The organism is Micromonospora sp. NPDC000663, assembly GCF_042898105.1.
Taxonomy (GTDB): Bacteria; Actinomycetota; Actinomycetes; order Mycobacteriales; family Micromonosporaceae; genus Micromonospora.
On record NZ_JBIAYR010000001.1, the window covers coordinates 932,116 to 955,358 of the forward strand.

The following is a 23,243-nucleotide window of genomic DNA, read 5'->3' on the forward strand; positions in this document are numbered from 1 at the left end:
CATAGTGGCGAGTCAGGGTCAGCGTTTCCGGCGCAAGGCGCTCCGCCGGGGATACAAGGTCGACGAGGTGGATGCCTTCCTCGACCGGGTCGAGGCGACGCTCGACGGCCGGCAGGTCGGGGCGCCGGTGGCCTCCCAGGAGGTCCACGACGTCGTCTTCCGGGTCAGGTTCAACGGTTACGACGAGTGGCAGGTCGACCTGCACCTGGACCGCGTCGAGCGGCAGCTGGCCGAGTTGGAGGAGCGCACCGGCGCCGGGCGCGGCGGTGACCCCCGGATGGGCCCTCCGGACCGGATGGGTCCGCCGATGCGCGACGACCGTGGGGGCATGGTTCCGCAGCCGATGCCGCCCCGGCCGATGCCGGCGCAGCCCGGCCCGCCCGACAGGTACGGCCGCTACGACGAGCCCACGGGCGCCTTCGCCGGTGGTTACGACGCCCCGCGTGGCGGCTACGACGCGCCGCGCGGCCCGGCCGGCCCCGGCCCGATGGGCCCCGGCGGCCCGATGGGTGGGCACGGTGTGCCCCCGCGTGGCCTGCCCGCCGGCCCCGGCGGTTACGGCCCGCCCGACGACCAGCGGATGCCCGGCGGCTACGGCCCTCCGGACGACCAGCGGATGCCTGGCGGCTACGGCCCGCCCGACGACCCGCGTTCGTCCGGCGGCTACCCGCCGGAGGAGCCGCGCTTCGACGGTTTCGAGGCCGGCCGGCACGGTCGCGCCGACATGACCGCCGAGATCCGGATGCCGGAACGGGACCTGCGTGACATGCGGCGTGGTCCGGCCGGCCCGCCGCCGATGCCGCAGCCCGGCGTCGGTGGTCCGCCGATGGCCGGCCCGCCCGCCGTCGCCGGCCCCCCGATGGCCGGTCCGCCGGTGGGTGGCCCGCCGATGGCCGGGCCGCCCGGCAGCGACCTGTACCGGGTCGACCAGATCCGGCGCAGCTTCCAGGTGCGCCGGTTCGGCAGCGGGTACGACCCGGACCAGGTGGACCGGTTCTTCGAGACCCTGCTCGGCGGCATGCAGCGCCGCAACCCGATGCCTGTCGACCCGAAGGACCTGGACACGCTCCGGTTCGGCCTGGTGCCTGGCGGCTACTTCGAGGCCGAGGTCGACGCCGCGCTCAAGGACGTACAGGACATCCTGTTCGGGCGCTGAGCCCGACGCGTACGCGACGAGGGCCCGTCCCCCGGGTGGGGGCGGGCCCTCGTCGTACGCCGGTTGGGTCGTCCGGCGGGTCAGGAACGCAGACCGTTGCGCCGCAGCACGGCGTCGCCGATCACGATGATCAGCAGCAGCGCGGCCAGGCCGACCAGCCAGATGTCCTCGACCCTGCCCTCGTGGTTGCCGCAGATCATCGCCAGCAGCGCCAGCGCGGACAGCACCGCGCCGATGCGCCCGGCCTTCCGGTGCCCAGGCTTGTGCTGGTCTGGCGACGTTACCGGCTCGCTTCCTGCCACTGTCGGTCCTTCCCTCGCGATCGGATCTTTGGTTAGTCTGGCACGCCTCGTGCCGGGCCCGGCGCAGGGTCCGACCAGATGGAGGGGACGACGTGACCCGCGAGGAGGATCGGGAGCTGCTGAAGGCGGCCTACGAGGCGTGGGAGTCCGAGGACTGGCCGCAGGCGGGCGAACTTCTGGAGCGGTTGGCGCGGCGACACCCCGACCACCCGAGGGCAGGGGTCTGGTGGTACGACGCGGCGCTGGCGTACAAGTTCCTGCGTAACTGGGCGAAGGCGTATGAGCTGGGCCGCGAGGCGGCCGCCCGAGCGGACCGTGACGCGCAGGATCCGGCCTTCTGGAACCTCGGCATCGCGGCGACGATCATGGAGGACTGGGCGACCGCCCGGTACGCCTGGCGAGGCTTCGGACTGACCGTGCCGGACGGCGACGGCGAGATCGTCGCGGACTTCGGAGTCACTCCGATCCGACTCGGTCCGGCCGGCACCAACGAGGTGGTCTGGGCGCAGCGGCTCTGCCCCACCCGAGCCCGGGTGCTGAACGTGCCGACACCTGAGTCGGGCCGTCGGTTCGGTGAGGTCGTTGTGCACGACGGCGCGCCGAACGGGGAGCGTGTGGTGGACGGGCGGACGTACTCCGTCTTCGACGAGCTGCTGCTGTTCCGGGCGTCCGCGCTGCCGACAGCCACCGTCCACGTCACGGCCGCGACGCCGGAGGACGTCCGAGCCCTGGCGGCGCTGTTCGACAAGCACGGGTACGCGGCGGAGCCGGCCAGCGGAGTGCGGTTCATCTGCTCCTGCTGCAGCGAGGGGAACGTGTCGCAGGACGCGGACCACCAGGTCGGTGGCGCGCAGCAGGTGAACGTGGCGGCCCCGACCGACGAGATCCCCCGCCTGATGGACGCCTGGCGTGGGGCCGACCCGTCCCGTCGCAGCTGGACGTCTCCGGCCGCGAACTGACCGGCGGCGGGGCGGGCCTTCCGACCCTTGAGGGCGGGCGGAACGACACTACCGGCGTCGCGGGGCGGCGGTCAGACTCCCTCCGGTAGCGTTTGGCGTACACCTGATTGTCTGTTTGAGGGGGACTGTGCGGTGCGAGTGACCGGAACCGGGCACGCCAGTATGCGGATCGACACGGCCGCGGGCAGCATCCTGTGCGACCCGTGGGTCAACCCGGCGTACTTCGCCTCGTGGTTTCCCTTCCCCGACAACTCCCTGCTCGACTGGGAGACCCTGGGGCAGGTCGACTACCTGTACGTCTCCCACCTGCACCGGGACCACTTCGACGCGAAGCACCTGCGGGACTTCGTCTCGAAGGACGCCACGGTCCTGCTGCCCGAGTTCCCGACCTCGGAGATGGAGGACGAGTTCCGGGCGCTGGGCTTCACGAAGTTCCTCAAGGCGCCCAACGAGCAGGTGGTGGAGCTGCCCGGCGGCCTGAAGGTCATGATCCAGGCGTTGACCAGCCCGACCGACGGCCCGATCGGCGACTCGTCGCTCTGGGTCGAGTACGACGGTGTGCGGCTGCTCAACCAGAACGACGCCCGCCCCACCGACCTGAGCGTGTTCGCCGAGCTGGGGCACGTGCACGCGCACCTGCTCCAGTTCTCCGGCGCGATCTGGTATCCGATGGTCTACGAGCTGCCGCAGGCCGCGAAGACGGCGTTCGGCAAGCAGAAGCGCGACAGGCAGTTCGACCGGACGTGGCGCTACATCGACGACCTGAAGGCCGACCACGTCTTCCCGATCGCCGGCCCGCCGTGCTTCCTCGACGACGAGCTGTGGCAGTTCAACGACATCCACGGCGACGAGGGCAACATCTTCCCCGACCAGTCGGTCTTCCTGTCGGAGTACGCGAAGGTCGGCGGCACCAACGGGATCGTGCTGCTGCCGGGCAGCGTCGCGGAGGTCACCACCGAGGGCGCGAGCACCACCCACCCGGTACCGGTCGAGGAGTTCTTCGCGAACAAGGTCGCCCACCTGGAGGACATGCGGGAGCGCAAGCGCCCGATCATCGAGGCGGAGAAGGCGTCCTGGCGACACCCCGAGGTGGACGTGCTCGGTGAGATGAAGCGCCGCATCGAGCCGCTGCTCGACGAGTCGATCTACCTGGCCAAGGGAGTCGGCGGCCCGGTCCGCTTCGACCTGGTCGGCACCGACGACTCGGGCGGCGAGACCATTGAGTCAATCGTGGTGGACTTCCCGGGCAAGGAGGTCCGGCCGTACGCGGACGAGAAGGTCCGCTACCGGTTCCGGACCGAGCGGGCGTTGATCGAGCACCTGCTCTTCATCGACGAGGTGGACTGGGTCAACTCGCTCTTCCTGTCCTGCCGGTTCTCGGCGGCCCGGATCGGCCAGTACAACGAGTTCGTCTACGCGTTCTTCAAGTGCCTCTCCGAGGAGCGGCTCCAGTACGCCGAGGGCTGGTACGACGAGCACGAGCGCACCACCGACGCCGAGGACATCACCCTTGGCGACTGGGTGGTGCAGCGGCGCTGCCCGCACCTGAAGGCCGACCTGACCCGTTTCGGCATCGTCGAGGGTGACCAGCTCACCTGCCAGCTGCACGGCTGGCGTTTCGACCTGCCGAGCGGCCGCTGCCTCACCAGCGTCGGCCACAAGGTGCGGGCCCACCGGGTGGACGCCGAGACCCCGGCCCCGGCAGGCGAAGCCCTGAGCTGACCCCGCCCGAGCCCGCCCGAGGTGGGGGCGGTCAGGTCAGGTCGGCCAGGATCTTGCGGGCGGCGTTGTGGCCGGCTGCGCCGATGACGCTGCCGGCGGGGTGGCAGCCGGCGCTGCCCGCGTACACGCCGTCGATGCCTGTGGCGTAGGGCATCCGGTCGGTGAACGACACGGTGTTGTCGATGTGGTGGATGTGCCCGCCGGTGATCCCGAAGTGCGCCTCGATGCCCGGTGGGGGCAGCGGCACCGCGTCGGCGATCAGGTCGGCGGTGCCGGGGGCGTACCGCTCGACGATCTCGATGAGCCGGTCGACGTAGCCGGGCAGCTCGGCGTCCCAGGTGGTGCCGGCCAGCTCGTAGGGGACGGACTGGACGAACAGCGCCGACGAGTGGTGCCCGGCGGCGTCGGAGAGCGACGGGTCGACTGTGGTGTGCAGGTACCACTCGATTGTCGGCTCTGCCGGCAGCCGCCCGGCCTGCACGTCCGCCCACATGCCGCGCAGCGCGGTCATCGGTGAGGTGGCGTCCCCGCCGACCAGCGACGCGGAACCGGGCAGCAGGTGGATGGTCGACCCGAACGGGCTCGGCGTGCCGGCCGGCAGGCAGGAGAACCGCGGCAGCCCGCTGAGCGCCAGGTTGAGCTTGAGGGTGGTGCCGGGGCGGCGGACCGCCGCCATCCGCTCGCCGAGAGCCGTCGGCAGCGCGCCGTCGGGCAACAGGTCCATCAGCCGGTACGGGTCACACGCGCCGAGAACCACCCGGGCGGTGACCTGCCGGCCGTCGGCCAGCACGACTCCGCTGGCCGCGCCGCCGTCGAGGGTCACGGCGCTCACCGGCGTACCGGTCAGGATTGTCGCCCCGGCGGCACGCGCGGCCTCGGCGAACGTGCGCGACACGGTGCCCATCCCGCCCTCGGCGATCATCCAGGTGCCGCCCGAGCCGGGCAGCCGGCACATGTTGTGCACGAGGAAGTTGTGCCCGGTGCCGGGGTCGTCCGGGCCCGCGTTGAGCCCGGACAGGCCGTCGGTGACCGCGTACATGCTGACCAGCAGTTCGGACTGGAACTCGAACCGGGCCAGGTAGTCGGCCACCGAACCCTGGACGAGGTCGACGAAGACCTGCCGTAGCGCCGGGCGGACGTACCGCTCGGCGGTCTCCTGGACGGTCGACGGCTCGGCCAGCCAGGCCGGGGCCAGGTCCTCGCGCAGCGCGGCCAGCTCGGCCTGCATGGCGTCGTCGGCGGCCACGTCGGCGGGGGAGAAGAACTCGGCGAGCTGCGCCCGCGTGGCGGCGGTGTCGCTGCCGAAGAGCAGGTACGGCGAGCCGAGTCCGCCCGGCGTGGGCAGGAAGTAGTGCGGGTCGCGGCGCAGCACCGGGATGCGGACGTCGAGGGTGTCGAGCAGTTCCGGGGGCATCAGCCCGAGCAGGTACGAGCCGGTGGAGTGGCGCAGCCCCGGCACCTTCGGGAACGGGTTCTCGGTGCGGGTCGCGCCGCCGAGGACGTCGGCCGCCTCCAGCACGAGGACGTCCAGGCCGGCGCGGGCCAGCAGGACTGCGGAGACCAGGCCGTTGTGCCCGGCACCGACGATCACGACGTCGGCGCGGGCCGGAATCTCGCTGCTCATGCCGCGGCAGCCTAGTCCGCGCGGCCGCCCAGGTCAGCCCTTCGCCCGCCGATCCGCCGCTGACCGTTCCCCAGCGACCGCCTCCTGATCAGGGCGTGGCCGGGGCGCGCTGGGCGCGCCAGCGGGAGAGGGCGAGGGTGGCGGAGTAGCCGGCCAGGACGATCACGTGGAACAGGTAGAGCCACAGGAGCACGGCGACGCCCCCGCCGATCTCGTCGAAGCCGCCGAACGGCACCCCCAGGTCCAGGGGGAGGGAGGCGAAGAGCACGAAGCCGTGCAGGAAGCCGGAGAGGTTCGCCGCCGTGAACGACCCGACTGCGAGCGTGGAGAGCCAGTCCGGTGACGCCGGTCCGACCACCCGGAACACCCACACCAGCACCGGCGTGAGCACCAACCACACCGCCAGGAACGACAGCACCACGCCCAGCGCGCCTACCCAGCCGCCCTGACGGACCAGCCGGGTGGTGAGCGGCAGGGCCAGCAGGATCGACAGCAGCAGCGCGGGCGCCGGCGCGAGCAGCGGCAGCAGCAGAAGCCGGCCCCGCCACCCCACCAGGTGCTCGTCGGTGCGGGGCGCCGCCACCGACACGAACGCCCGGCGCAGGCCCTCGCCGTACAGCGACGCGGGCAGCAGCGAGGCAAGTGCCAGCAGTGGGGTCAACTCCACCCCGGCGTTGACGAGGGCGTCCACCGCCCGGGGCGCGCCGATCGCGGTGGGCAGCGCCTCCACGGCGTACGAGGTGAGTCGGCGTACCCGATCGGCTCCCGCGACCAGCGAGGTGAGCCAGATGGCTAGCAGCGCCACCGGCACGATCGCGATCGCCCCGTAGAAGGTGATCGCGGCGGCGTGCAGCGACAGGTCCCGTCCTCGCACCGGACGGAACGCGGCACTGGTGATCCGCTTCGCCCGCTGCCATCCGCTGCCCATCGTGATCTCTTTCCCCCTCGCCGCGCCCGTCACTCCTTAAGCTGGCCGGTCATGACTGTTCTCACGACCGAACGCCTGATCCTGCGCGACTGGACCGACGACCCGGCCGATCTGGCGAGGATCTACGACATCTACCGCCGTTTGGAGATCACCCGCTGGCTGGGCGCGGTTCCCGGACTTCCGATGACCGACCCGGCGCAGGCCGTCGACCGGCTGCGGATCTGGCGGGAGCGGCACGCCGCCGACCACGGCCGGTACGGCACCTGGGCGATCGAGGTACGCGACACAGGTCTGGTGGCGGGCACGGTGCTGCTCAGGCCTCTGCCCGGGCGGGACGAAGCGGTGCGGACCGTGGACATCGAGGTGGGCTGGCACCTGCACCCGGACTCGTGGGGGAGGGGCTACGCCACCGAGGCGGCCCGTGCGCTCCTGGCGCGGGAGTTCGCCGCCGGCACCCGGGAGATCTACGCGGTCGTGTCGCCAGGCAACGAGGCGTCGATGGCGGTCTGCCGGCGCCTCGGCATGACGCACGTGGGCCGCCGCGACGACTGGTACGGAGGCGAACTGCTGGAGACCTTCGTCCTGGCGGCACCAGGCGCCTGAGCGTTCCGGCGCGGTCCGACGCCGGATCCGCGCCTCATCGTCGGGTGGCGGGGCAGGCACATCCATCAATAGTCACGGCTGTCGAAGTGTTGACGCCCCCGTAGCACGTCAGTAACCTTTGGCCAAAGTCACGCAAGATTTTGACAAAGGCGTGCACGGTTTCTCGCACGGGTTCGGAAGTTTCAACGAATCGTGCCACCTCCACCTCTCTCGACACCGGCCCGCGTCCGTCGGCCGGCGCACCGCCGCACCCCGCCCCGTGGTCAAGCCGCCGCGGCAACCGTCCCCGACGACAAGGACAGTGATGAGACGAACGCATCTGTTCAGAACGGTGGCGGCCATGGCCGCCACCGCGCTGATCGCCACGGCCGGGGCGACCGCCGTCGCGAGCCCGGCCTCCGCCCGCCCCGCCGACCCGGCAGCCGCACCGGTCGCCGGGTTCGCCCCGGCGGCCACCAACCTCGCCCAAGGCCGTCCCACCCAGGAGAGCGGCCACGCCGACGTCTACGACTCGTCGAGGGTCGTCGACGGCAACGCGGGCAGCTACTGGGAGAGCGTCAACAACTCGTTCCCCCAGTGGGTGCAGGTCGATCTCGGCTCGTCGCAGTCCGTCAACCAGGTCGTGCTGAAGCTGCCGACCTCGGGGTGGGCCACCCGGACGCAGACGTTGAGCGTGCGCGGCAGCGCCGACGGTTCGTCGTTCACCGACCTGGTCGCGTCGCAGACGTACAGCTTCAACCCGGCGAGCGGCAGCACCGCCACGATCACCTTCGGCGCGACCTCCACCCGGTACGTCCGGATCACCATCACCGCCAACAGCGGCTGGCCGGCCGGGCAGCTCTCCGAGCTGGAGGTGTACGGCAGCGGCGGCACCACCCCCGACACCACCGCGCCGAGCGTGCCCGGCACGCTGTCGCAGAGCACGTCGGGCAGCACGATCACGCTCACCTGGGGCGCCTCCACCGACTCCGGTGGCAGTGGGCTCGCCGGCTACAACGTCTACCGGGGCGGCAACCTGATCGCCACGCTGGGCACCGTTCTCACGTACCAGGACAGCCAGCCGGTCACCGCGACCGTGTCCTACTACGTCCGCGCCCGCGACGGCGCGGGCAACCTGTCCGGCAACAGCAACACCGTCACCCGGACCGGCGGCAACCCGCCCGCCTGCACCAACGTGGCGCAGGGCAAGAGCATGACGGCGAGCGGCTCCACCTTCACCTTCACTCCGGACAAGGCGAACGACGGGCAGCTCGGCACCTACTGGGAGGGTGCGGCGAGCTACCCGCAGAACCTGACGGTGGCGCTGGGCGCGAACCACTCCATCTCCGGCGTCACGGTCAAGCTCAACCCGGACCCGGCCTGGGGCACCCGTACCCAGACCATCGGTGTCCTGGGTCGCGACCAGGCGTCGTCCACGTACACCAGCCTGGTGTCGGCGGCGTCCTACCAGTTCGTCCAGGGCAGCAACGTCGTGACCATCCCGGTCACCGCGACCACCGCAGACGTGCAGTTGCGGTTCACCGGCAACACCGGCGCCCCGTCCGGGCAGGTGGCCGAGCTGGAGGTTTGCGGCACCCCGGCACCCAACCCGGACCTGGTCGTCAGCTCGGTGACCTGGTCACCCACCTCGCCCAGCGAGGTCTCCCCGGTCACGCTCTCGGCGGTGGTGCGGAACATCGGCTCGGCGTCCGCCGGTGCGACAACTGTGAACTTCAGCCTGGCCGGCGCGGTCGTCGGCAGCGCCACGGTGGGCGCGCTCGCCGCGGGCGCGTCGACCACCGTGTCGTTCAACGCCGGTACGCGACCGATGGGCAGCTACGCCGTCTCGGCTGTGGTCGACCCGGCCAACACGGTCGTCGAGCAGAACAACGGCAACAACAGCCTCACGGCGCCGTCGCCGCTGGTGGTGGCGCAGGCCCCGGGCCCGGATCTCCAGGTGCTCAGCATCGCCTCCAACCCGCCGAACCCCGCCGTGGGGGCCTCGGTCACCTTCACCGTGGCGGTCCGCAACCGGGGCACCACCGCGACCGGAGCGACCACCGTCACCCGGCTGGCCGTGGGCGGCACCACGCTCAACACGACCACCGCCTCGATCGCCGCCGGCGCGACGGTCACCGTGTCGGTCAGCGGCAGCTGGACCGCCACCAGCGGCGGCGCGACCATCACCGCCACCGCCGACGCCACGAACGTGGTCGCCGAGACCAACGAGACCAACAACGCGTTGAGTCAGTCAATCGTGGTCGGGCGCGGCGCGGCGGTCCCGTACGTCTCGTACGAGGCGGAGGCCGGCCGTTACCAGGGCACGCTGCTGGAGGCCGACCCGCTGCGTACCTTCGGGCACACCAACTTCGCCAGCGAGTCCTCCGGCCGCAAGTCGGTACGGCTCACCAGCACCGGGCAGTTCGTCGAGTTCACCTCGGCCAACCAGGCCAACGCCATGGTGGTCCGGAACTCCATCCCGGACGCGCCGGGTGGCGGCGGTACCGAGGCGACGATCAGCCTGTACGTCAACGACGTCTTCTCCCGGAAGCTGACCCTGTCGTCGAAGCACAGCTGGCTCTACGGCAACACCGACGGGCCGGAGGCGCTCACCAACACGCCGCAGGCCGACGCCCGACGGCTCTTCGACGAGTCGAACGCGCTGCTGGCGCAGTCGTACCCGGCCGGCACCCGGTTCAAGTTGCAGCGCGACGCCGGTGACACCGCCTCCTTCTACGTCATCGACATGATCGACCTGGAGCAGGTGGCGCCTCCGGCGACCCAGCCGGCGGGCTGCACCTCGATCACCCAGTACGGCGCGGTCCCCAACGACGGGATCGACGACACCGCCGCCATCCAACGGGCGGTGACCGACGACCAGAACGGCGTCATCAGCTGCGTCTGGATCCCCGCCGGGCAGTGGCGGCAGGAGCAGAAGATCCTGACCGACGACCCACTCAACCGGGGTACGCACAACCAGGTAGGCATCAGCAACGTCACGATCCGGGGTGCCGGCATGTGGCACTCGCAGCTCTACACGCTCACCGAACCGCAGAACGTGGTCGGCGGCATCAACCACCCGCACGAGGGCAACTTCGGCTTCGACATCGACAAGAACACCCAGATCTCCGACATCGCCATCTTCGGCTCGGGCCGGATCCGCGGCGGTGACGGCAACGCCGAGGGTGGGGTCGGTCTGAACGGTCGCTTCGGCACCGGCACGAAGATCAGCAACGTCTGGATCGAGCACGCCAACGTGGGCGTCTGGGTTGGCCGCGACTACGACAACATCCCCGAGCTGTGGGGGCCGGCCGACGGGCTGGAGTTCACCGGGATGCGGATCCGCGACACGTACGCCGACGGCATCAACTTCAGCAACGGCACGCGCAACTCGCGGGTGTTCAACTCGTCCTTCCGGACCACCGGCGACGACGCGCTCGCGGTCTGGGCCAACCCGTACGTCAAGGACCGCAACGTCGACATCGCGCACGACAACCACTTCGTCAACAACACGATCCAGCTGCCCTGGCGGGCGAACGGCATCGCCATCTACGGCGGCTACGACAACTCGATCGAGAACAACCTGATCTACGACACCGCGAACTACCCGGGCATCATGCTGGCGACCGACCACGACCCGCTGCCGTTCTCCGGCACGACGCTGATCGCCAACAACGGGCTCTACCGCACCGGCGGCGCGTTCTGGAACGAGGACCAGGAGTTCGGTGCCATCACCCTGTTTCCCGCCACCAGGGACATCGTCGGCGTCACGATCCGGGACACCGACATCATCGACTCGACGTACGACGGCATCCAGTTCAAGAACGGCGGCGGCAACATGCCGAACGTCGCCATCACCAACGTACGGATCGACAAGTCGAACAACGGCGCCGGCATCCTCGCGATGAGCGGGGCACGCGGCAACGCCACCCTGACGAACGTGACCATCACCAACTCGGCCGACGGCAACGTCGTCATCCAGCCGGGCTCACAGTTCGTCATCACCCCCTGATCGACGCGGTCTAGTCGACGTCGGGGTGTCCGCATGTTGCGGACACCCCGACGTCCGTGGCGGGCACCGCGCCCGCGCCGTCGATTCTGGCGTCACAGAAACAGGGCCTCTGGTCCTCCCGTCCGGGCGGCGACCTCTCGGTGAGCGCTATACCGCACAGGTATAGATATGACCCTGAGGTATATCGCTCACCCGAGCGGCCGCCCCGCTGCACGACATTCAGCACAGGTTCGGGGTGGCCGCCTGACCCGGTACAGGCTTCTACCTGTCGATATCCGGGCAGCTCCGTTGCCAGCCGAAGGCGCTGACGCACTGGGTGTGCGATGACGCACATCTGAGGCTGCGGTGGCTAGGCTGAGTCGAGCAGGATTGTCCGCTGAGGGGGTGAGCCCGGATGGCCCAGGCAGCGTTCGCGCCGGAGCCGGCGCCGCAGCACACCGAGCCGTCGTTCGACGTGCTGCGGTGGCACGACGAGCCGTGGACCGCGCAGCTCGCCCTCGACCTGTTGCCGGATACCAACGGCCCCAAGGTTGAGGTCCTGAGCGGAAGCGTGATCGTGACCCCACACGCGGGAATTGACCACCAGTCGGTGGAGAGGGAACTGCCCTACGTGCTGCACCGTGCTGCGCGAAAGGCCGGCTTCTGGGTCTATCCGGAGATCAACGTTCTCTCCGGGGATGATCTCTTCATTCCAGACATCGTTGTGCTACGCAGCTCCGGGGGTGGCCGCACGACGGTTCCCATCGCCGAGGCGGTACTACTCGGAGAGATCGTTTCGCCGGGCACCCGACGCAAGGACGTGATCGACCGGCCCCGGGAGTACGCGGCTGCTGGGGTTCCGTTCTTCCTCCGGGTGGACCTGCGGAACCGGGTACCGACACTGGCTCTGTTCGAGCTGGTCAACGGGGAGTATCGGCCGTTGGCTGCCGCTGCGGCGGGGAGCACCTTCGCGATGCGCGAGCCCTTCGAGTTCTCCATCGATCCGGCCGAACTGCTGGACGAGGAAGCAGTCCGAGAAGAGTCCGGCACCTCTTGATCGACACGGGTTCGGCGATGTGGGGGTGTCCGAGAGCTGCGGATACCCCGAGATCGGCGAACTCGTGTGGATCATGGCCGGGAGCGGCGGGCGGGGAGGGCTGAGGCTCCCAGCGGGCGTGCAGCGACGGTGGGGAAGAATGGCCGGGTGACTTCCCCCCGCGACCTCGTCCTGCTCGGGTCCACCGGTTCGATAGGCACGCAGGCCATCGACATCGTCAGGCGCAACCCGGACCGGTTCCGGGTGGTGGCGGTGGGTGCGGGCGGCGGCAACGTCGAGCTGCTCGCCACCCAGGCCCTGGAGCTGGGCGTCGAGGCGGTCGGGGTGGCCAGGGCGTCCGCCGCGCAGGATCTGCAACTCGCGTTCTACGCCGAGGCGAGCCGGCGCGGCTGGGCCACCGGCGACTTCAAGCTTCCCAAGATCGTGGCCGGTCCCGACGCGATGACCGAGCTGGCCCAGTGGCCGTGCGACATCGTGCTCAACGGGGTGGTCGGCTCGCTGGGCCTCGCTCCTACGCTTGCCGCGCTGCGCGGTGGTCGTACCCTCGCGTTGGCCAACAAGGAGTCCCTCGTGGCCGGCGGCCCCCTGGTCAAGGCCGCGGTGACGCGGCCGGGGCAGATCGTGCCCGTCGACTCGGAGCATTCGGCGTTGGCGCAGTGTCTGCGGTCCGGGTCGCGCGGCGAGGTCCGCCGGTTGATCGTCACGGCCAGCGGCGGCCCGTTCCGGGGGCGGCGGCGCGACGAGTTGACGCAGGTCACGCCCGAGCAGGCCCTCGCGCACCCGACGTGGAACATGGGGCCGGTCGTCACGATCAACTCGGCGACCATGGTCAACAAGGCGCTTGAGGTGATCGAGGCGCACGAGCTGTTCGACGTGCCCTACGCCGACATCGCCGTCATGGTGCACCCGCAGTCGGTGATCCACTCGATGGTCGAGTTCGTCGACGGGTCGACGATCGCCCAGGCCAGCCCACCGGACATGCGCCTGCCCATCGCGCTGGGCATCGGGTGGCCGGACCGGGTGCCCGAGGCCGCCGCCGCCGTGGACTGGACGGCCGCGCACACCTGGGAGTTCGCGCCGCTGGACGACGAGGCGTTCCCGGCCGTCGCCCTCGCGAAGGCCGCCGGGGAGGCCGGGCGCTGCCGCCCGGCGATCTACAACGCGGCGAACGAGGAGTGCGTGGCGGCGTTCGTGGCGGGCCGGTTGCCGTTCCTGGGGATCGTCGACACCCTCGAACGGGTCTTGGAGGACGCTCCGGACTTCGCCGAACCAGGTACCGTCGAGGACGTGCTCGCGGCCGAGTCGTGGGCACGCGCGCACGCGCAGGAGATCATCGCGGGTTCGGTGGAAGGAGCTTGATGGCTAACCTGCTCGGGGTGGCGCTCTTCGCCCTGGCAATTCTCGTCTCGGTGAGCCTGCACGAAGCCGGTCACATGGTGACCGCCAAGGCGTTCGGGATGAAGGTCACCAAGTACTTCGTCGGCTTCGGCCCGACCCTCTGGTCGTTCAAGCGGGGCGAGACGGAGTACGGCATCAAGGGCATCCCGCTCGGCGGCTTCTGCAAGATCGTCGGGATGACCGCCCAGGACGACGACGTCGACCCGGCCGACGAGCCGCGCGCGATGTGGCGCTATCCGGTCTGGAAGCGGACGATCGTCATGTCCGCGGGCTCGATCACCCACTTCGCGCTGGCGCTGATCGCCATCTGGATCGCCGCCGTGTCCCTGGGCCTGCCTAACCAGAACTTCCCCACCACCGAAGCGGAGATCCGCCAGGAGCCGGCGGTGATCGCGCTGTCCGACTGCGTGATCCCCGACAGCGCCCCCCGGGCCTGCGCCCCCGGTGACGCCGCCAGCCCCGCCGCCCAGGCGCAACTGCGCGACGGCGACCGGATCACCTCGCTCAACGGCACGCCGATCAACAACTACGGCGAGATGCTCGCCGCCCTGCGCGGGCTCAAGCCGGGCGAGACCGCGAAGATCGGGTACGTCCGCGACGGGCAGCCCGGCGAGACCAGCACGGTGCTCGCGCAGACCCAGCGGCCGCCGCTCGACGACCCGAAGGGTGCCGTCGCCCCCGTCGCCGCGCTCGGCGTCGGCCTCGTGCCCACCACCCCGACCCGGATCACCTACAGTCCGGGCGCGGCGTTCGGCGCCACCGCCGACTTCACCCGTGAACTGGCCGTCGGCACCGTGCAGGCGTTGCAGCGACTGCCGCAGAAGGTGCCCGCCCTGTGGACCGCCATCACCGGCGGCGAACGGGACGTCGACACCCCGATCAGCGTCGTCGGCGCCAGTCGCCTCGGCGGTGAGGCGTTCGCCAACAAGGCGTGGCTGCTGTTCGTGACGCTGTTCATCTCGCTGAACTTCTTCATCGGCGTTTTCAACCTGCTGCCGCTGCTCCCACTCGACGGCGGCCACATCGCCATCGCCTGGTTCGAACGGGCACGCTCGTGGCTGTACGCGAAGATCGGCCGCGCCGATCCCGGCCGCGTCGACTACCTCAAGCTGATGCCCTTCACGTACGTGGTGATCCTGATCGGTGGCGTGTTCACGCTGCTGACCATCACCGCTGACGTCGTCAACCCGATCACGCTCTTCCCAAGGTGAGTGCTGAAGTGACCGCAATCAGTCTCGGTATGCCGGCCGTACCGCCCCCGCCGCTCGCGCCCCGCCGCGCCAGCCGCCAGATCATGGTCGGTTCGGTGCCGGTCGGCGGTGGTGCGCCGGTCTCCGTGCAGTCGATGACCACCACCCTCACCTCCGACGTCAACGCCACGCTCCAGCAGATCGCCGAGCTGACCGCGTCCGGCTGCCAGATCGTCCGGGTGGCCGTGCCGTCCCAGGACGACGTCGAAGCCCTGCCCGCGATCGCCAAGAAGTCGCAGATCCCGGTCATCGCCGACATCCACTTCCAGCCCAAGTACGTCTTCGCCGCCATCGACGCCGGCTGCGCGGCCGTCCGGGTCAACCCGGGCAACATCCGCCAGTTCGACGACAAGGTCAAGGAGATCGCCAGGGCGGCCGGCGACGCGGGCGTGCCGATCCGGATCGGCGTCAACGCCGGCTCGCTGGACAAGCGGCTTCTGTCCAAGTACGGAAAGGCCACCGCCGAGGCGCTCGTCGAGTCGGCGCTGTGGGAGTGCTCGCTGTTCGAGGAGCACGGCTTCCGCGACATCAAGATCTCGGTCAAGCACAACGACCCGGTCGTGATGATCCGGGCGTACCGGCAGCTCGCCGAGCAGTGCGACTACCCCCTGCACCTCGGCGTCACCGAGGCCGGCCCGGCCTTCCAGGGCACCATCAAGTCGGCTGTCGCCTTCGGCGCCCTGCTCGCCGAGGGCATCGGCGACACCATCCGGGTGTCGCTGTCCGCCCCGCCGGTCGAGGAGATCAAGGTCGGCAACCAGATCCTGGAGTCCCTGGGTCTGCGCGAGCGCGGCCTGGAGATCGTCTCCTGCCCGTCCTGCGGCCGCGCCCAGGTGGACGTCTACAAGCTCGCCGAGGAGGTCACCGCCGGTCTGGAAGGCCTGCCGGTGCCGCTTCGGGTGGCCGTCATGGGCTGCGTCGTCAACGGTCCTGGTGAGGCCCGCGAGGCCGACCTCGGTGTCGCCTCCGGCAACGGCAAGGGCCAGATCTTCGTCAAGGGGCAGGTCGTCAAGACGGTCCCCGAGGCGCAGATCGTGGAGACGCTGATCGAGGAGGCGCTGCGGATCGCCGACGAGATGGGCGCCGAGCTTCCCGAGGAGTTGCGCGGGCTGGTCACCGGCCCGACCGTCACCGTGCACTGACCTTCACACGGAGAAAGCGGCCGCCTCCCATCGGGGAGACGGCCGCTTTCGTGGTTTCGGCGTGGTGCTGCCGCTGTCGCGGGTGCCCGGCGTGGTGCTGCCGGCCGTCACTCGGATTCGGCGAGGATCGCGTACAGCTTGCGCCGGGTCTCGTCGAGCACCTGGGCGGCCCGCTCACGCTGGTCGTCGGTGCCGTTCATCATGACCTGACGCAGGGCGTTCATCGCCTGCGCGCCGGAGTCGCGGATGTCGTGCCAGCTACTCACCGAGCCCTGGGCGACGTCCGCCCACGCGGGGGCCTGCGCGGCCTCGGTGGCCTCCGCCTGCCCGGCCTCGGTGACAGTGAACCGCTTGCGCCCGCTGCTGGACTCCTCAGTGCTGGCGGCGATCACACCCTCGTCCTCCAGCAGTTGGAGGGTGGGGTAGATCGACCCCGGGCTCGGCCGCCACGCACCGCCGGTGCGGGAGTCGATCTCCTGGATCATCTCGTAGCCGTGCATCGGCCGCTCGGTGAGCAGAGCCAGCACGGCTGCCCGGACGTTGGGGCGTCGACCCCGACCCCGACCCCGTCCACGGCCCCGGCCGCCCCAGGGGCCGCCGTGTCCGCGCTCGTGGCCGTGGCCGTGCGGGCCGGGCGGGACCGGCGGGAAGCCGAAGCCGCGCATGCGTCCCTCGTGCATCGGGTGGTGCTGTCGGTGGAACCGCATCGGGTTCTCCTTCTCGTCGTACTGTCGCTGATGCATCAACGATATATCGGCAATGCATCGCCGACAAGTCTTCGCGTCGACTTGCCTGCCGGCCGCGTCGAGCTCGCCACTCAGCCGGCGAGGGGCGGGGTCGATCTGGCAGGCTGGTAGTCGTGCTGACGGTGCCGGTACGCCAACTGGGAGAATCGGAGCGCCGCGCGGTCGAGCGACTGCTCGACCTGGACCCGTTCGCGGGCGCGCAGGTCGCCGAGCGGATCGCCGCGCGCGGACTGTCCTGGTGGCGGGCCGAGGGCAGGATCCTGGGGTACGGAGCCCGACGCAACCTCGAATCGCTCTGCTGGCTCGGCGGCAACCTCACCCCGATCCTCGCCACCGACGCCGCGGTTGCCGCCTTCGCCGACCTGCTCGCCGGCGAGGAACGGCTCTGCTCCTCCATCGTCGGTCGCGCCGACGCCGTCCTCGGCCTGTGGGACCGACTCTCCGACACGTGGGGGCCAGCGCGGGACATCCGCCCCAACCAGCCGCTGCTGGCCACCGACACGCTGCCACCCGTACCGGCCGACCCAGAGGTACGCCAGGTCCGCGCCGGTGAGGTCGACAGGCTCTTCCCGGCCGCCGTGGCGATGTACACCGAGGAAGTGGGAGTCTCGCCCCTGGTCGAAGACGCCGGGCGCAGCTACCGCCGCCGGGTCAACGACCTGGTCCGGGCCGGTCGGGCGTACGCCCGGTTCGTCGACGGCAAGGTCGTGTTCAAGGCCGAACTGGCCGTGGTGACCAAGCGGACCGCGCAGGTGCAGGGCGTCTGGGTGGCCCCGGAGTGGAGGGGCCGGGGCATCGCCACTCCGGCCATGGCCGCCGTCGTCCGCGACGCGCTGCTGCGGGTCGCCCCGACCGTCAGCCTGTACGTCAACGACTTCAACCTTCCGGCCCGCCGGGTCTACGAACGCTGCGGCTTCCAGCCGGTAGGCACCCTGGCCACGGTTCTCTTCTGACCGCATGCCGATGGCCGGCACCCCGTTGCGGGGTGCCGGCCATTGGGTCGGGTCGTGCGGTGGGTCAGCTGTTCCAGTGCTGGGTGACGAGGTCGGTGGCCTGCTGTTCCCACTGGGCGTAGGCGTCCGGGTAGGCCGAGACCTGCACGGTCTGCGCGGCGTCGGTCAACGCCATGTCCTGCCACCCGTCGACCTGCTTCAAACCCTTGAGGAACGCGGTGGTGGAGTACTCGGGGTCAGTGATCTGCTCCGGCGTGCCCCAACCCGAGCTCGGGCGCTGCTGGAACAGGCCCAGCGAGTCGTGGTCGTTGCGGTCGCCGAGGTGCCCGAGGTTCTCCAGCTTCGACTCCTGCAGGCTCGTCGCGATGGAGATGACCGCGGCCCGCTCGGGCAGGCCGGCCTTCTTCGTCGCGGCGATGATCGCCTTGACGTTCGCGCTCTGCTCGTCGTTCAGGGTGATGTGCGACTGCTCGCCCTGCGGCTTCGGCGCGGCCGTCTGCACCGCGGCGGCGGCGGGCTTGGCGTCGACCGGGTTGGCGTGGGCGGCGACCGGGCCGGCGAAGACGCCACCGGCGAAGGCCAGACCAGCAACGGACAGCACACTCTTGCGCATGATCGTGTTCATGGGGGTAGCTCCTTCGGGGGTAGGAAACACCCGCGTGACAAGCCGGGTGTGAGCACCTCGTCCGGCGCTGCACAAAGTCGGGGGGTCGGCGGCCAGCGAGCCGGGGGGCTCGCGGCGCCGGGGTCTGGGTGTAACGACCCGGGGGCCGGGGTCATTCCGGGGGTGGCCCATCCGGTGGCACCCGCATCGTGGCGGTGCCCGGGGGTCGGTGTAACGGCCGGCCGACCGGGGTCATTCCGGGGCCGGCGGCACCGCATCGAGGCGGTGCCTGGGGGTCCGCAACGGCCGGCCGACAGGGGTCATTCCGGGGGCGGCCCATCCGGTGGCACCCACATCGAGGCGGCGCCCGGGTTTGCAACGAGCGGGCCAGGTCGGGCATTCCAACCCGTGGCGGGTGGGCCGTGGTCCTGCGATCGTCAGGATGTGTAACGACCCCCGGCCGGCCATGATTCCGCCGCACCGGTGCGACCGGTCACAACCCAGGCCGGACAAAATGCCCATCCGGCGACACCGGCACCGCGCGGCCTGGGGCGGTCGGGGTCGATCGACTTCATATCGGGCGATCTCGGGCTGTCGGGGCCACCCGCATGCCGCCACATCGCCGATATGAAGTCGACCCCCAGCCCGCAGGCCCTGAGGCCTCCTCGGCCTGGCTGCGGGGGCGGGACTGGTCAGGTGGGTTGATCGGGATCACCTGATCCGAGTGTCCCGTCTGGGGCGGGCAGCGCCCTATGCTTCGAGTCCAAGACTGCGCTCTTCGAGGAGTTGCAGCGGCACGGCATCGGTCTGCTCACCGCCGAGTTCCGGACGGCGGTCGCCGGGCTGCCGCCCCGCGCCGCGCTGGCGGCCCTCGTCCGCGCCGAGTTGGAGTACATCCGCCGGTACCGGGCGTTCGCCCAGCTGCTGTTGTCGGAGATGTGGCGGACGAACAGGGAGTGGCAGCAGACGTTGCGGCTGCTGCGCGGCGAGGCGATCGAGGTGATCGCCGAGACGTACGGGCTGGAGTGGACAGCGGCGACCTGCCGGCCGATCTGGACGTGCCGACCGCCTCCTCGGCGCTGTTCGGCGTGGGCCTGGTGGTGGCCGTGGACTGGCTGGTGTTCCAGCCCGACAGGCCCATCTCCGACGTGCAGGAGGCGCTACCCGGCATCGTCCGCCGGGTCGCCCAGACGTGATCGGAAGTCCTGCTCAGAGCGGGTAATTCGGTTGAGCGGACAGGGCTGCTGCCGGCAGGCTGGGTGCTCAGCCACCCACGTCCGGAGGGACTCTCCATGCGCCTGCTCCGAGATATGTGGGGCACCTCGCCGCGCCGGATGACGGTAATGGCCGTCCTCATCGTGCTCGGTGCCGCCGGTCAGGCAGGCGCCTCGGCGCTGGCCGGCGCGGTGCTGGTGCACCGCTCGGCCGGCTTCTTCGCCGTGCTGGCCGCGGCACTTGTCGCCGTGGTGCTCAGCGACTTCGTGGTGAGCCTGCTGATGGCCGGTCTGACCGCCGACTGGTCGGCCGACGTACGCCGTCGACTCTGCCGGGTGGCCCTCGGGCAGGACCTGCCCGCGCTGGAGACCACCCCGGTGGGCGAGATGCTCGACCGCATCGACGGTGACGTCTACCAGGTGGCGGCGGCGATCCGTAACCAGGGCACCCGGCTCGCGCAGGGGCTCTGCGTCGGGCTGCTGTCGATGGTCGTCGCGTTGGCCGTGTGGTGGCCGGCCGGAATCGCGATGCTGCTGCTCACGGTGGTGCTCGGGGTCGGGTTGCGGCGGCCCACGGCACGGATCGGCCCGGCCCGGATGGCCGAGGAGGAGGCGTGGTCGGACCTGGCCGCGGTGATGGAGGAGGCGGTGCACGGCCAGGACGACGTACGGACCAGCCTGGCCCGGCCGTACGTCCTGCGGCTGTACGCCCGCCGCGCCGCCGCCGTGCTGTCCCGGGGCAACCGGGTCTGGGTGATGTCGGCCCGGGTGGCCACGATCGCCACCGCGACGATCCGGGGTGGCATCGGCGCGGTGGTGCTCGGCGGGGCGTGGGCCCTTGCCACCGGCCGGATCGACGCCGCCCGGCTCACCGGCATCTGGCTGCTCGCCCTGGCCTTCGGGGCCACCGCGGAGCACGTCAGCCGGATGGTGCCGGAGATCCAGGAGGCCCTCGGGGCGTGGGCCCGGGTGCGGTTGCTCCAGCAGGCCCGGCAGGAACCCGTCGGCGGAGCCAGCCCCACCTCGGGTGACCTGCGCATACGCGACCTGACGTTCGAGTACGAGGTGAGCGGCCCGGAGAGTGGACGGGGTGCCGCCCTGCGCGGGCTCAGCCTGACCTTCGCGCGCGGCCGCTCGTACGCGCTGATCGGGCGGACCGGTTCGGGCAAGTCGACACTGGCGAAGGTGCTCACCCGGGCGGTCGACGTGCCACCGGGAACTGTCTTCCTCGGCGGCACCGACCTGTGTGATCTCGACGTCGAGCAGTTGCGCCGCTGGGTGGCGCTGGTGCCGCAGCGCACCGAGATCCTGGCCGGCACGCTCGCCGAGAACGTGGCGCTCTTCGACCCGGACCTGCTCGACGCCGCCGCCCGCGCACTTGACGAGCTGGGCCTGGCCGGCTGGATCGCCGAGCTGCCGCAGGGACTGGCGACCCGGTTGGGGGAGGGCGGCCACGTTCTCTCCGCAGGGCAGGAGCAGTTGGTGGCGTTCGCCCGGATCCTGGTGCGGGACCCGCACGTGGTGATCCTCGACGAGGCCACTGCCCGGTTGGATCCGGTGACCGAGGCGCGGGTGCAGCGCGCCACCGAACGACTGCTGCGCGACCGGATCGGCATCGTCATCGCGCACCGGCTCTCCTCGGTGCGCCGCTGCGACGAGGTGGTGGTGCTGGCCGACGGTGCGGTGGTCGAGGCCGGCCCGCTGGAGACGTCCACGCGCTTCGCCGAACTGCTGGCGACCAGCCACGCCGCCGCGTACGCCGCGTCGGCGCCGACCGGTCGCGCCGGCGCTGGTACCGACCTGCTGGTCGGTCCCGACCCGGTCGACGCCTGGCCGGGCGAGCCGGCGACCACGCCTGCCGAGTCGCCCGAACCGGTCGGGCCGACCCGCGCCGACCCGCCGCCGCTGCCGCCCCTGCCACGGGCCCGGACGATGCGGGAGATCTTCCGGCTCTGCCTCAACGATCCCCGGTACGGGATGTCCGCGATCGGGCTGTTCCTCGGGCTCAGCCTGCTCGGGCTGGACGGCCCGGTGCTGCCCTGGCTCTGGGCCGACGTGGTGGACGGGGGCAGTCCGTATCTGCCGGCGATGGGGATCGTGGTCGGACTGCTGGTCACCCTTCCGCTGCCGTTCTACACCCACGTCTGGTTCCCGCACTGGTGGGTGCGGCAGATGCTGCGGATCGGCCTGCGCCTGGTGCACGGCCAGACCGGGCCGCGCCGGGTCAGCTCCCACACCCCGGCCGAGGTGGTGGCACAGGGCGGGGACACCGAGCGGGTCGTCCAGCTCGCCGACAACGTGCTGGACCAGGTCGTCGCGCTGGTGTTCCTGGTCGCCATGACGGCGGTCACCGGCAGCGTCGTACCGGGGCTGTTCTTCCTCGGCACGATCGTCGTCTCCGGGCTGGCCGCGACCCTCTTCGGGCCGAAGTTGGAGCGTGCCGCCCGGGCGACGGTGACGGCACGGGCCGCGTTCGCCACCGCGCTGGTCTCGGCGCTCTCCGCGGCGCGGACGGTGAAACTCGCCGGCGCGACGGGGGCCGTGCTGCGCCACCTGGCGGACCTGGACGCGGTGCGCAGCGACAGGCAGCGGCGGGAGATCTCGGTGCAGGTGTGGTCGCGTTCCACACCGTCGATGGCGAGCGGGTTGTTGCCGATCGGCGCGTGGGCGCTCTACCTGGGCGGCGGGCTCTCCGCCGGGGCGGTGCTGGTGGCGGTGTCCACCCTGGGCGCGGCCCGTTGGTTCGCCTGGACGACGGCGTCGTTGATCTCCCAGCTGCCGTCCGCGCGGGTCTGGACCCGTCGTACGGTGGCGATGACCGGAGTGGGCGCGTACTCCGCGGCGGTGCCGGCGGTCGACCTGGCCGGCGGGACGGCCCCCGCGCCGACTCCACCGCCCCGCCACCCGCTGCGCCGGCTGGAGCTGCGCGGCTTCGGCGTGGTGCACTCCGACGGCACGGTCGCCGTCCGGGACGTGGACCTGACCGTCGAACGGGGACAGTTGGTGCTGGTCGTCGGGCCGGTGGGGTCGGGCAAGTCGTCGCTGCTGCGGGCGCTCGCCGGCATCGTGCACCACACCGGTGAGCTGTCCTGGAACGGCGACCCGGTCACCGAGCCGGAGCTGTTCCTGCGCCCCAACCAGGTCGGCTACGTCGCCCAGCTGCCCCGGGTGCTCTCCGGTACGGTCGCCGACAACATCGCCCTCGGGCACCAGGTGGACGCGGCCGGAGCGGTAAGCACCGCCCAGCTCGACCACGATCTGACCGCCGCCGGTGGCGGGCTGGGTCTGCTCATCGGGCACAAGGGCACGCGGCTCTCCGGCGGGCAGTTGCAGCGGTTGGCGTTGGCGCGGGCGTTGGCGCCGCGTACCGAACTGCTGGTCGCCGACGACGTGTCCTCGGCGCTCGACGTCACCACCGAGCTGGCGTTGTGGCAGGCGTTGCGGGCACACGGGGTGACAGTGGTCGGGTCGACCGCGAAGCGGGCCGCGCTGGTCCGCGCCGACCACGTGGTGGTGCTGCTGGGCGGAGCCGTCGCGGCTCAGGGCGCGTGGCAGGACCTGGAGGGCGACTGGTCGCACCTCGCGGGCTGACGGTCGGGCGGCTGCCGGACACGG

Annotated in this window: 17 protein-coding genes; 12 read left to right on the plus strand and 5 right to left on the minus strand. The window is 71.2% G+C overall.

All coding sequences use genetic code 11. The annotated features are described in order from the left end of the window. Positions 1–4 precede the first annotated feature (4 nt). On the plus strand, positions 5–1,156 hold the full coding sequence (locus ACFY1S_RS04505; RefSeq protein WP_387112806.1) for a DivIVA domain-containing protein: 1,152 nt from the start codon (positions 5–7) through the stop codon (positions 1,154–1,156). 80 nt (positions 1,157–1,236) lie between these two features. Here ACFY1S_RS04505 and ACFY1S_RS04510 read toward each other — a convergent pair whose 3' ends face one another. Then, positions 1,237–1,458 (minus strand): DUF2631 domain-containing protein, encoded by a 222-nt coding sequence (locus ACFY1S_RS04510; RefSeq protein ID WP_151490290.1) that lies wholly within the window; start codon positions 1,456–1,458, stop codon positions 1,237–1,239. Between the two features lie 92 nt (positions 1,459–1,550). Between ACFY1S_RS04510 and ACFY1S_RS04515 the strand changes: the two genes are divergently transcribed. Further along, complete coding sequence (locus ACFY1S_RS04515; protein ID WP_387112809.1) at positions 1,551–2,417, plus strand: tol-pal system YbgF family protein; 867 nt, start codon at positions 1,551–1,553, stop codon at positions 2,415–2,417. A 132-nt stretch (positions 2,418–2,549) separates the two neighbouring features. Then, the gene (locus ACFY1S_RS04520; protein ID WP_387112811.1) at positions 2,550–4,139 is read left to right on the plus strand and encodes a Rieske 2Fe-2S domain-containing protein; all 1,590 of its coding nucleotides are present in this window, start codon (positions 2,550–2,552) and stop codon (positions 4,137–4,139) included. Between the two features lie 31 nt (positions 4,140–4,170). On the opposite strand, the gene ACFY1S_RS04525 is transcribed toward ACFY1S_RS04520, so the two are convergent. Continuing rightward, entirely contained in the window at positions 4,171–5,763 is a 1,593-nt protein-coding gene (locus ACFY1S_RS04525) for a phytoene desaturase family protein (protein WP_387112813.1), read from the minus strand. 88 nt (positions 5,764–5,851) lie between these two features. After that, entirely contained in the window at positions 5,852–6,691 is an 840-nt protein-coding gene (locus ACFY1S_RS04530; protein ID WP_364366763.1) for a YhjD/YihY/BrkB family envelope integrity protein, read from the minus strand. 51 nt (positions 6,692–6,742) lie between these two features. Here ACFY1S_RS04530 and ACFY1S_RS04535 point away from each other — a divergent pair, with 51 nt between their 5' ends. The 6 genes from ACFY1S_RS04535 (at position 6,743) to ispG (ending at position 16,111) form a co-directional block, all read left to right on the plus strand. Next, positions 6,743–7,294: a GNAT family N-acetyltransferase gene (locus tag ACFY1S_RS04535; RefSeq protein ID WP_387112816.1), complete on the plus strand. Its 552-nt coding sequence runs from the start codon at positions 6,743–6,745 to the stop codon at positions 7,292–7,294. Between the two features lie 304 nt (positions 7,295–7,598). Then, positions 7,599–11,285, plus strand: a complete 3,687-nt coding sequence (locus tag ACFY1S_RS04540; protein WP_387112818.1) for a CARDB domain-containing protein — start codon at positions 7,599–7,601, stop codon at positions 11,283–11,285. A 394-nt stretch (positions 11,286–11,679) separates the two neighbouring features. Then, on the plus strand, positions 11,680–12,321 hold the full coding sequence (locus ACFY1S_RS04545; protein WP_387112820.1) for a Uma2 family endonuclease: 642 nt from the start codon (positions 11,680–11,682) through the stop codon (positions 12,319–12,321). A 147-nt stretch (positions 12,322–12,468) separates the two neighbouring features. Continuing rightward, on the plus strand, positions 12,469–13,680 hold the full coding sequence (gene dxr / locus ACFY1S_RS04550; RefSeq protein WP_387112822.1) for a 1-deoxy-D-xylulose-5-phosphate reductoisomerase: 1,212 nt from the start codon (positions 12,469–12,471) through the stop codon (positions 13,678–13,680). Further along, positions 13,680–14,930: a M50 family metallopeptidase gene (locus ACFY1S_RS04555; RefSeq protein ID WP_387112824.1), complete on the plus strand. Its 1,251-nt coding sequence runs from the start codon at positions 13,680–13,682 to the stop codon at positions 14,928–14,930. Before dxr ends, ACFY1S_RS04555 begins: the two co-directional genes overlap by 1 nt. Positions 14,931–14,938: 8 nt before the next feature. Beyond that, positions 14,939–16,111 carry a flavodoxin-dependent (E)-4-hydroxy-3-methylbut-2-enyl-diphosphate synthase gene (gene ispG / locus ACFY1S_RS04560; RefSeq protein ID WP_130408231.1) on the plus strand — a complete coding sequence of 391 codons (1,173 nt, stop codon included), beginning with the start codon at positions 14,939–14,941 and terminating at the stop codon, positions 16,109–16,111. Between the two features lie 107 nt (positions 16,112–16,218). Here ispG and ACFY1S_RS04565 read toward each other — a convergent pair whose 3' ends face one another. Continuing rightward, the gene (locus ACFY1S_RS04565; protein ID WP_387112827.1) at positions 16,219–16,818 is read right to left on the minus strand and encodes a PadR family transcriptional regulator; all 600 of its coding nucleotides are present in this window, start codon (positions 16,816–16,818) and stop codon (positions 16,219–16,221) included. Positions 16,819–16,970: 152 nt separating this feature from the next. On the opposite strand from ACFY1S_RS04565, the gene ACFY1S_RS04570 reads away from it, so the two are divergent. Beyond that, entirely contained in the window at positions 16,971–17,810 is an 840-nt protein-coding gene (locus tag ACFY1S_RS04570; RefSeq protein ID WP_387112829.1) for a GNAT family N-acetyltransferase, read from the plus strand. 64 nt (positions 17,811–17,874) lie between these two features. On the opposite strand, the gene ACFY1S_RS04575 is transcribed toward ACFY1S_RS04570, so the two are convergent. Continuing rightward, entirely contained in the window at positions 17,875–18,435 is a 561-nt protein-coding gene (locus tag ACFY1S_RS04575; protein WP_387112831.1) for a hypothetical protein, read from the minus strand. Between the two features lie 1,004 nt (positions 18,436–19,439). Between ACFY1S_RS04575 and ACFY1S_RS04580 the strand changes: the two genes are divergently transcribed. Together ACFY1S_RS04580 and ACFY1S_RS04585 are read left to right on the plus strand one after the other, a co-directional pair. Further along, positions 19,440–19,610, plus strand: coding sequence for a hypothetical protein (locus ACFY1S_RS04580; RefSeq protein WP_387112833.1), 171 nt, complete (start codon positions 19,440–19,442; stop codon positions 19,608–19,610). Positions 19,611–19,706: 96 nt separating this feature from the next. Next, positions 19,707–23,219, plus strand: coding sequence for an ATP-binding cassette domain-containing protein (locus ACFY1S_RS04585; RefSeq protein ID WP_387112835.1), 3,513 nt, complete (start codon positions 19,707–19,709; stop codon positions 23,217–23,219). Positions 23,220–23,243: the final 24 nt, after the last annotated feature.

What these genes read in the sequence shown, in the direction of transcription:
- ACFY1S_RS04545 (WP_387112820.1), top strand. Translation starts at nt 11,680, where the DNA reads ATGGCCCAGGCAGCGTTCGCGCCGGAGCCGGCGCCGCAGCACACCGAG.
- ACFY1S_RS04555 (WP_387112824.1), top strand. Translation starts at nt 13,680, where the DNA reads ATGGCTAACCTGCTCGGGGTGGCGCTCTTCGCCCTGGCAATTCTCGTC.
- ACFY1S_RS04535 (WP_387112816.1), top strand. Translation starts at nt 6,743, where the DNA reads ATGACTGTTCTCACGACCGAACGCCTGATCCTGCGCGACTGGACCGAC.
- ACFY1S_RS04530 (WP_364366763.1), bottom strand. Translation starts at nt 6,691, where the DNA reads ATGGGCAGCGGATGGCAGCGGGCGAAGCGGATCACCAGTGCCGCGTTC.
- ACFY1S_RS04585 (WP_387112835.1), top strand. Translation starts at nt 19,707, where the DNA reads ATGCGCCTGCTCCGAGATATGTGGGGCACCTCGCCGCGCCGGATGACG.
- ACFY1S_RS04525 (WP_387112813.1), bottom strand. Translation starts at nt 5,763, where the DNA reads ATGAGCAGCGAGATTCCGGCCCGCGCCGACGTCGTGATCGTCGGTGCC.
- ACFY1S_RS04540 (WP_387112818.1), top strand. Translation starts at nt 7,599, where the DNA reads ATGAGACGAACGCATCTGTTCAGAACGGTGGCGGCCATGGCCGCCACC.
- ACFY1S_RS04565 (WP_387112827.1), bottom strand. Translation starts at nt 16,818, where the DNA reads ATGCGGTTCCACCGACAGCACCACCCGATGCACGAGGGACGCATGCGC.
- ACFY1S_RS04575 (WP_387112831.1), bottom strand. Translation starts at nt 18,435, where the DNA reads ATGAACACGATCATGCGCAAGAGTGTGCTGTCCGTTGCTGGTCTGGCC.